This window comes from Streptomyces sp. NPDC007896, assembly GCF_042959425.1.
GTDB lineage: Bacteria > Actinomycetota > Actinomycetes > Streptomycetales > Streptomycetaceae > Streptomyces.
The window spans coordinates 36726-43963 of the sequence record NZ_JBIBKX010000038.1 but is presented as its reverse complement, the minus strand read 5'-3'; the positions used below and the strand labels follow the sequence as shown (position 1 = coordinate 43963).

Genomic DNA, 7238 nt, shown 5'->3' with positions numbered 1-7238 from the left:
GAGGTCAGCACGTCCCCGTCGTCCACGAAGAGTTCTCGCGGGTCGACGTGGACCGACGGGTAGCGCTTGGCCAGCGTCGGTGCGTACATCCAGTGCGTGGTCGCGGGGCGGCCGTCCAGCAGGCCTGCCGCGGCCAGGACGAACACCCCCGTACCGAGCCCGACGATGCGGGCGCCTTCCTCGTGCGCCCGGCGCAGCGCGTCGAGCGCCTCCTCGGACGGCGGTGAAGTGATCGAGCGCCAGGCCGGTACGACGACCGTGCCCGCGCGTGAGATCGCTTCCAGGCCGTACGACGCGGTGAGTTCCACGCCCCCTGTGGTCCGCAGCGGGCCTTCCTCGCCGGCTGCTACCAGCAGGCGGTAGCGCGGCACGCCAGCGTCCTGACGGTCGATTCCGAACACCGAGAGGGGTATGGAACTTTCGAAGATGGGGCCGCCGCTGAACAGCAGCACCGCGACGATCTCCTTGCGGCGGCGTCTGAGGACCTTCCGCGTCGCAGCCTCCAAGGCGCTGGGCGTCTTGGCCATGAGAGAGGGGAGTCCTGAGGTCACATTGGGCCCACCTGGTTGGTGGCCGGGCTCCTCTCGGGCGTCGGTCTCCGGTGTGACCGACGCGAATTGGCTCACCAGCCGCCGGAGCGGTGTGCTGGTACGCGGTCGGTTGCGCAGGACACGGCGCAAACGCATGCGCAGCTCGGCTTCTACGTCAGCGGCCGTGTCCTTCTCGCCGTGCTCGAGGGCGTAGAGCAGATCGCTCCGAGCCCGGTCCAACTCCTGCCGTACCCCGTTCGCGCGAGCGTCGCTGCCCGACTCGTTGTCGACGAGGAACGTGACGAGGGCGTCGCGGACAAGCGGCCAGGAATCCTCACGCATGCGCTTCATCAGCTCAGCCGCACAAACCGCGACGAAGTCGTTCAACGAACCCCCCGATTCCCCAGAAGTCTCCCGGCAGCCCCTGGGCTGCCGGAAACACGGTAGGAGGTGGCGACCAACTCTGCACATCCAGACCGGACTTGAACTTTGCGGAGGTCCGGTGGTCGCGCGGAAGAGTTGGCCGAAACATGCTGCACAAAGAGGGTTGAAGGTGATGCATAGTTGGGAACGCAAGGTGTTGCATAAGAGTGCAGCACTAGACGCGAAGTGAGGAATTCACGTTGGGCCACGTTCGTCCACTCGCCAACGGCCTGCGCACCGACCACCCGGTGCCGGGCCTGCCGTTCGTCGACGACTCCCACCTCCCCCTCGACGAGGGGCCCGAGGCCATCGAAGCCGTCGGCCGCCACGAGGCCAGCGGCATGTGGGGGCGCTTCGACCTCAACCGCCAGAGCGGCGGCTGGCACGCCTTCACCACCGACCCGCTCCAGCACACCCTGGGCTGGTCGGTCCGCTACCACCCCGAGCACGGCCGAACCGTGCTCCTGATGAGCGACGAGGAGACGCCCTCCCTGCACAGCGACTGGGCGGGAGACAAGTTGCTGTTCCGCGCCGGCGGCTACTGGTGGGACGGCACCACCTGGTACCGGCCCGGGCAGGTCTGGGACCCCGTCGAGCAGGACTACGAGCGGCGCAAGTCCCGCGCCTCCGTCACCGTCAGCGCCGCCGACATGCTCGACGGCCGCGCCGACCCCGACAACGCCTACATCGGCAAGGTCACCACCTTCGATCGCGAGGAGGCCGCCCCGGACAACTGGCTCGACCACCTGGCGCTGTGGGCCAGGCACCACCAGGAGCAGGACGGCGCCCTCCCACTGGACAAGTGCGTAGTCGACGTCGCCAGCCCCGAACTGACCGGCGGCCAGCTGCTCGGCGTGCCGGAGATGGCGGAGCTCGGCGGCATCACCGCCTCCACGCTGCGCGCCTACATCTCCCGCCGCAACAGCGAAGTGCCCCAGCCGCAGGCGACCGTAGGCGGCCGCGACCAGTGGGCGCGCGCAGTGGCCGACGACTGGGCGGAGGCCCGCCAGCGCTCCCACGAAGGAATCCGGGCCACCATGTCCGCCGGCGACCGCGACAACCTCACACCTGGTGCGGCCGCCGTACGCGAACGCTTCGCCGCCGACTTCCACAGCACCCTGTGGGGCAGGCCAGACGTGCGCAAACGGTGGGTCCTGCGCCAGCGCAACGAGGCCTCCGTACGCGAGATCTCCGACGCACTCGCCTGGAGCGTCGCGGCCAGCCTGGATCGCATCCTGCCCACCGACATCCTCGGCCCCACGGTCGAAGGCACGATCCTCAACGACTTCGCCGAGTCCATCGAACTGCACGAGCACGGCAAGAGCACAAGGAAGGGGACACGGAAGGAACCGTCCTGGTACCACCTCAGCCTGACCATTCCGGTGTCCAAGATGCTGGACTGGTACATCCGCCACCACCCCTCATCCGCCTACTGGTACATCGGCGAGATCATGCGCGAGGCCCGCAACCGGTGGGACGTCCCGCCCCAGGAAACACTCCGCACCCTGCGCCAGGCGCTCTCCCTCGACGGTGAGCTGAGCGCGGAAGCCCGCGACACGTACTTCGCGCTCCTCTCACCACGCGAGGACATCGACGACTGACCCGCGGCCAGAAGGGTGCCGGAGCCAATGCCAGTGGCTCCGGCACCCCGCCCGCGAGCGTAGCCTCCACGGACCGGCTGCCCGCCACGCCCTCGCATCTCACCTCTTCGGCGGCGGTTTCCGAAGACGGCTGTATTCCCTGGCCAATTCAACCCGGGAGCGGTGCGGGCCGGCCGGGCTCTCGCACGGCGTGTTGTAACCCCTGCCGCAGTCCGGGCAGGTGACCTCGTCCACCCGCCACGCCCGCGGGGTCTGCTTCTGCTTGGCCTTGCGCTCGTCCAGGATCAGCTGCACCCGCTCGTCATGGGGATACTTGCGCCTTTCGCCCGTGTCGGTTCCTTCGACGAGCACGCAGTCTTTGCCCTGCTCCGCGTGACAGCGTGGACAGCTCCGCGCGATCCAGTACCGGCGTCCCACCCGGCTGTGCAGCGGATACGGGGGCAGCGACCGGCCGGCGGCGAAGCGCTCTTTCCACAGGGCAACGTCTCGCGCCTGCCCGGCAGTCACATGATCCCCCGCCAGAGCCGCCGCCCCCAGCAGCTCCTTCACCTGATCACGGACCTCGTAGGCGTATGCGTCATGGCGGCGCAGGCCTTTGAGGAGGGTGCGCACGCGGCTGGCCGCTTCCGCCGCCGCCCGCTCGGTAGCCGCCTCCGCCTCAACCGCCTGCCGCGTGTGGCTGTCGAGGCCGGCGAAGTAGTCGGTCGCCCGCGCCACGATGGCCTCCTCGGCCTCCGTGCGGTCATGGGAGGCGGTCGCGTTGACCCGAACCAGGAGCCTGCGCACCCGCCTGGCCCTCTTATCAGCCACCGCCTCGTCCAACCTGGCGAACAACTTCCGGCGGACTTCGGCCTGCTCCTCCAGCCAGACGCGCGCGTGGCGCACCGCGGCCTCCAGCTGCCCCAGGATCTCCGGGCTCACCCCGGCCAGGTCGGCGATCTCCCCGCACACCTGCGTCACCAGGACCACGGATTCGATCCGGCGCGCATACAGCAGCCGGCGCAGCAGCCCCTGGGCCCGCGCATCCGGCTCCGGCACCTTCTTCGCCTTGCCCGGCGACCACCGCGACGGAGGAGGCGTACGGCGGGACTCGATGATCCGCTCAACCGCCGGCGTCGACAGGCCGCGCTCCGTCATCGCGCAGTCGTCCAGGCCGAACCACTCGGTGGGCCGCGCGAACGCCTCCGTGCCGATCTTCACCCGGCGGGCCGTGCCCTCGCTGTCCAGGCGGATTCGGTGCACGTACCAGCGGTCGATCAGGGTGTCGCGGTCCACCGGCACCGACACCCCCAGCACCGGCTCGCTCCCCTCGTCCCACACCGGGGCCACCGCCCCATCCAGGTGCACCCGTAGCCCGCGGTCCTTGAACTGGATGTCCACGACGGAGCCGACCGGCGCGCCGTCGGGCCGGGTGAAGTCGAAGCGGGCCTGCTCGCCGCGGCCACGCAGCCAGGCGGCGGCCGCGGACTTCACGTACAGATGGTCGGCGCTGGCCACGCCCCGCGAGCGGCGCCGGCACTCGTGCGGCTGCCCGTCCGGGTCCGGATGGTGCGCGAAGTGGCAGACCATCCCTATTGAATCGGCGTGTTGAAGCCGATCTGACAGGGTGGCGGAATGAGCAAGTGGCGTGTCTTCTGGGTTCCCAAGCCGGCGCCGATCGCCGCACCGCGGGCACCTGTTCTGGCGGGGTGGACCGACCTGGCGGAGCGCGAGGCGTCAACCGGCATCCGGCCCGGCGACCCAATTCTGCTGGCGCCGGACTACCGCATCGACGAACTCCTCAGCCTGTACACGCGCAGTAACCCCTTCCGGGGATACACAAAGGAGACGAAGCGGAACTACATCACGGACCTTTGCCTGTTCCTCAACTTTCTGTGGCAGCACGGAAAGGTCTGGACGCAGGCGGTCGAGTCGGATGTCGACGACTTCCAGTTCTGGCGCCAGACGTCGCCCGAGAACCCGGTGCGGGTGGGCGGAAACAAGTGGAATCGTGAATTGGCCGCGCTGATGAACCTGTACACGTGGGCGACGAAGCCGGGGAACGAGTTCCTACCGCGCAACCCGGTGCCGGTGCATCGCGTGGTCGGTCGGCATGGGCAGATCGTCGAGGTGCCGGATGGGAAGGTGAAGGACGCCTGGGGCAGCAACGTTCACTGGCTGACGCCTCGGACGTTCCGGCTGTGGGTGGATGTGGGGCTGCGCGGGTACGGCGCTGACGGTCTTCCCGCGCCGGGCTGGGTGGGTCGGCTGGAGGGCCGCAATGTTGCGTTCGTGCGCTTGCTGACCTCGTCGGGGGTGCGGCGGCTGGAGGGCGCCTCACTGTTGACGTTCGAGGTGCCGTCACTGCGTCTGGAGGGCGGCCGTTACTACACGGGGCGCCTGGCAGCGGCGGTCACGCGTTCCAAGAGGGCCCGTACCTACTACGTCGAGGCTCATGTGGTGGGCGATGTCGAGAACTACGTCGACTCCTCGCGCGCCGAGGCCATCCGCTCGGCCCAGGCTCGGGGCCGGTACGACGGCGTGGCGGGGATGCGGCTGGTCACCCGGGTGAGCCGGGGCCGAAGCCGACGGTGTACTGGTGCGACCGCCGGGGCGTGACGGGCCGCATTGCGCTGACGGAGGCTACTGCGGACGAACGGATGACGTGGTACGCCGAAGGCCCGGAGGGACCGGAGCCGTTGTGGCTGTGGCTGAACGAGATGGGCCTGCCGTTCCAGCCGCACTCGTGGAACAACGTCTTCACGGCGGCGAACCGGCGGTGCCGGGCGGTGCTGGATCCGGAGCCGGAGCGTCGGCTGGACCCGCATCGCAGCCGGGCGCCGTATGCGACGCCGCATTCCTGCCGGCACAGCTTCGCCCTCTACATGCTGGTGATCCTGCACCACTTGATGGATCAGAGGTTCGCTCTGAGCCCGGAGGAGCGGCGGGACTACCGGCTGCTGTACGGGGATCCGTGGCGGATGGTGCAGGACCTTTTGGGTCATGCGTTCCTTGAGACGACCCGCGAGCGGTATCTGGCACCGGTCGCCGATCTTCAGCTGCGGTCGCTGCTGACCACCGCGCCCCCGTTCCGCGACGGGGAGCGGCCGACGCGGGAGATGGATGAGGTGTTCGCGCGTCTGGCGCGGGAGGCCGAGGGCATCCAGGACATCGACGCCAAGCTGCAGGTCACCCCGCGGGGGGCGGGATGAGCCGGCGCGGGCGTACGGCGCCTTTGCCAACAACGCCCGTGCACAGGCCACCGGTTCTGACGGGCGACGGCCTCGTCGTCGAGCACCGCGACCGAACGGGAGCCGTCGCGGTCTACGACTTCCGTACTCTGCCGGTCGAGGACGCCTTGCGCAGGTCGCTGGCCCGCCTGTTCGCCGCGCGGTGCGTGCCGAGCCGGTGGACCTCGCACCACAGCAGCAGGTACTTCTGGCTCCCCTTGCAGGCGTTCACCGCGTACCTGGCCACGCTGGACGCACCGGTTGCCGACCTCGACCAGCTGACCGCGGCGGTGTGGCAGCAGTGGAGGCTCAGCCGACAGAACACCCGGTTCGGCTACCGCCAGATCACCACCGTGCGAGGGCTGCTGCTGGACGACCCGCGGCTGTCCGCTGCGGCACGCGAAGCGCTCGCCCGCCGCGTCCTGCAGCCCACAGCCAAGGAAGTGTCCTTCCAGGAAGCCGAGTTCGACGCGATCGTCACCACTGCGCGGCGAATGTTCCGTGCCGCGCATCTGCGCATTACGGGCAACGGCCGTCACCTCGCCCAATGGCGGTCGGGGACGTTCACTCGCGGCAGCGAGGCATGGCTGCTGGGTGACGCGCTGGACTGTCTGGCCCGGACCGGTGAGGCACCCCACGACACCAGGGTGCGTCGCCAGCGTGGCCGGGTGCTCGCCCGTTACGCACGGGTGCTGGGCGGGGAGCGGCCCGAGCACACGTGGCAGCGGCTGTTCTTGACCCGGATGGAGACGGTCGCGCTGGGGGTCCTGCTGCTGGCCGAGCACGGCTGGAACCTGTCGGTGATCAACCGGTTGAAGGTGCCGCAAGCGGCCCCGGACGCCGGCAGCGACGGCGGCCCGCGGATCTACCGGGTCGAGCTGGAGAAGCACAAGCGGGGCGCCGGACGGTACTTCGAGACCCGCAACCTCACCGACGACGGGGCCGCCTCCCCCGGGCGGCTCATCACGCAGGCGTTGGAGGCCACCGTGTTCGCCCGCGCGGCCGTGTACACGCTGAGCCCCGGTACTGACCGCTTCCTGATCTGGCGCTCCGCCAAGGCCCCGCTGGAGCACCCGCACGATGAGACCGGCAGGAAGTCGGGGATCGGGGTGTTCGGGTTCGGTATCTCCGGCAGTACGGCCAAGGGCTGGGCGACCCAACAGGGTTTTTCCTCCTCACCGTTCCGCAGGGGGCGACGGACGGTGAACACGCTGCACCGGCGCGCGCCCGGACAGAACAGCCAGGCCACCCACGACCGCGTCTACACGCTGACCGATCCCCAGGTCCGCCAGAGAGCAATCCCGGTCATCGCCGAGGCAGCCGAAGCCGTCGTGACCCAAGCCCACGCAACCGTGCTCGCCGCCGAACTGCGCGAGGGAGCCGATCCGGCCGACCAGCCCACAGCCACCGCCGACTGCCATGACTACAACAACAGCCCCTACCCCAAACCCGGCGGCGGCTGAAGGGCCTCGTTC

At 69.6% G+C, this 7238-nt stretch carries 6 protein-coding genes; 4 read left to right on the top strand and 2 right to left on the bottom strand.

Going from position 1 to position 7238, the window contains the following annotated elements; translation table 11 throughout:
• The coding region (locus tag ACFZDJ_RS54020; RefSeq protein ID WP_391070594.1) for a DJ-1/PfpI family protein at positions 1–872 on the bottom strand (872 nt) is incomplete at its 3' end.
• Positions 873–1153: 281 nt separating this feature from the next.
• On the opposite strand from ACFZDJ_RS54020, the gene ACFZDJ_RS54015 reads away from it, so the two are divergent.
• Complete coding sequence (locus ACFZDJ_RS54015; RefSeq protein WP_391070592.1) at positions 1154–2554, top strand: hypothetical protein; 1401 nt, start codon at positions 1154–1156, stop codon at positions 2552–2554.
• A gap of 99 nt (positions 2555–2653) precedes the next feature.
• Here the strand turns inward: ACFZDJ_RS54015 and ACFZDJ_RS54010 are convergent, their stop codons facing one another.
• The gene (locus ACFZDJ_RS54010) at positions 2654–4123 is read right to left on the bottom strand and encodes a hypothetical protein (RefSeq protein WP_391070590.1); all 1470 of its coding nucleotides are present in this window, start codon (positions 4121–4123) and stop codon (positions 2654–2656) included.
• Positions 4124–4168: 45 nt separating this feature from the next.
• Between ACFZDJ_RS54010 and ACFZDJ_RS54005 the strand changes: the two genes are divergently transcribed.
• Genes ACFZDJ_RS54005 through ACFZDJ_RS53995 form a run of 3 tightly spaced genes read left to right on the top strand, consistent with a single transcriptional unit; the run spans position 4169 to position 7226 of the window.
• Positions 4169–5152, top strand: a complete 984-nt coding sequence (locus ACFZDJ_RS54005; RefSeq protein WP_390940926.1) for a site-specific integrase — start codon at positions 4169–4171, stop codon at positions 5150–5152.
• 41 nt (positions 5153–5193) lie between these two features.
• On the top strand, positions 5194–5745 hold the full coding sequence (locus ACFZDJ_RS54000; RefSeq protein WP_390940928.1) for a hypothetical protein: 552 nt from the start codon (positions 5194–5196) through the stop codon (positions 5743–5745).
• Between the two features lie 38 nt (positions 5746–5783).
• Entirely contained in the window at positions 5784–7226 is a 1443-nt protein-coding gene (locus ACFZDJ_RS53995; RefSeq protein WP_391070588.1) for a hypothetical protein, read from the top strand.
• The last annotated feature ends 12 nt before the right edge of the window (positions 7227–7238 follow it).

What these genes read in the sequence shown, in the direction of transcription:
- ACFZDJ_RS54005 (WP_390940926.1), top strand. Translation starts at nt 4,169, where the DNA reads ATGAGCAAGTGGCGTGTCTTCTGGGTTCCCAAGCCGGCGCCGATCGCC.
- ACFZDJ_RS54010 (WP_391070590.1), bottom strand. Translation starts at nt 4,123, where the DNA reads ATGGTCTGCCACTTCGCGCACCATCCGGACCCGGACGGGCAGCCGCAC.
- ACFZDJ_RS54000 (WP_390940928.1), top strand. Translation starts at nt 5,194, where the DNA reads ATGACGTGGTACGCCGAAGGCCCGGAGGGACCGGAGCCGTTGTGGCTG.